General features: G+C 69.7%; 1 protein-coding gene. It reads left to right on the top strand.

Going from position 1 to position 363, the window contains the following annotated elements; genetic code table 11:
- Positions 1-363, top strand: a 363-nt coding sequence (locus J4E58_RS31820) for a potassium-transporting ATPase subunit C (RefSeq protein WP_102673083.1), incomplete at both ends; no start/stop codon positions are given.

Genomic DNA, 363 nt, shown 5'->3' with positions numbered 1-363 from the left:
GTGGCCCAGGTGGCGTTCCCGAAACAGGCCAATGGCAGCCTGGTGCTCGATGGCGTGGGCCAGGTCCGTGGTTCGGCCCTGATCGCCCAGGATTTCAGCGGCGACAGCTGGTTCCACCCGCGTCCATCGGCCGGGGCTTTTGCCACGGTGTCCAGCAGCGCGAGCAACCTGGCGCCGAGCAACCCGGCCCTGGCCAGCCGTGTGATCGATGACGCCAACAAGCTGGCGGTGCCAGGGCAGGGGCCGGTACCGCTGGCGTTGCTGACGACTTCGGGCAGCGGCCTGGATCCGCACTTGCCACCGGCGGCGATTAACTATCAACTGGCGCGGGTCGCGGCGGCGCGCAACCTGCCGGTCGCCACG

This window comes from Pseudomonas sp. FW305-25 (assembly GCF_017351415.1).
Classification (GTDB): Bacteria; Pseudomonadota; Gammaproteobacteria; order Pseudomonadales; family Pseudomonadaceae; genus Aquipseudomonas; species Aquipseudomonas chlororaphis.
Note: the sequence above shows the minus strand (reverse complement) of the source record. Positions and strands in the feature narration are given on the sequence as shown.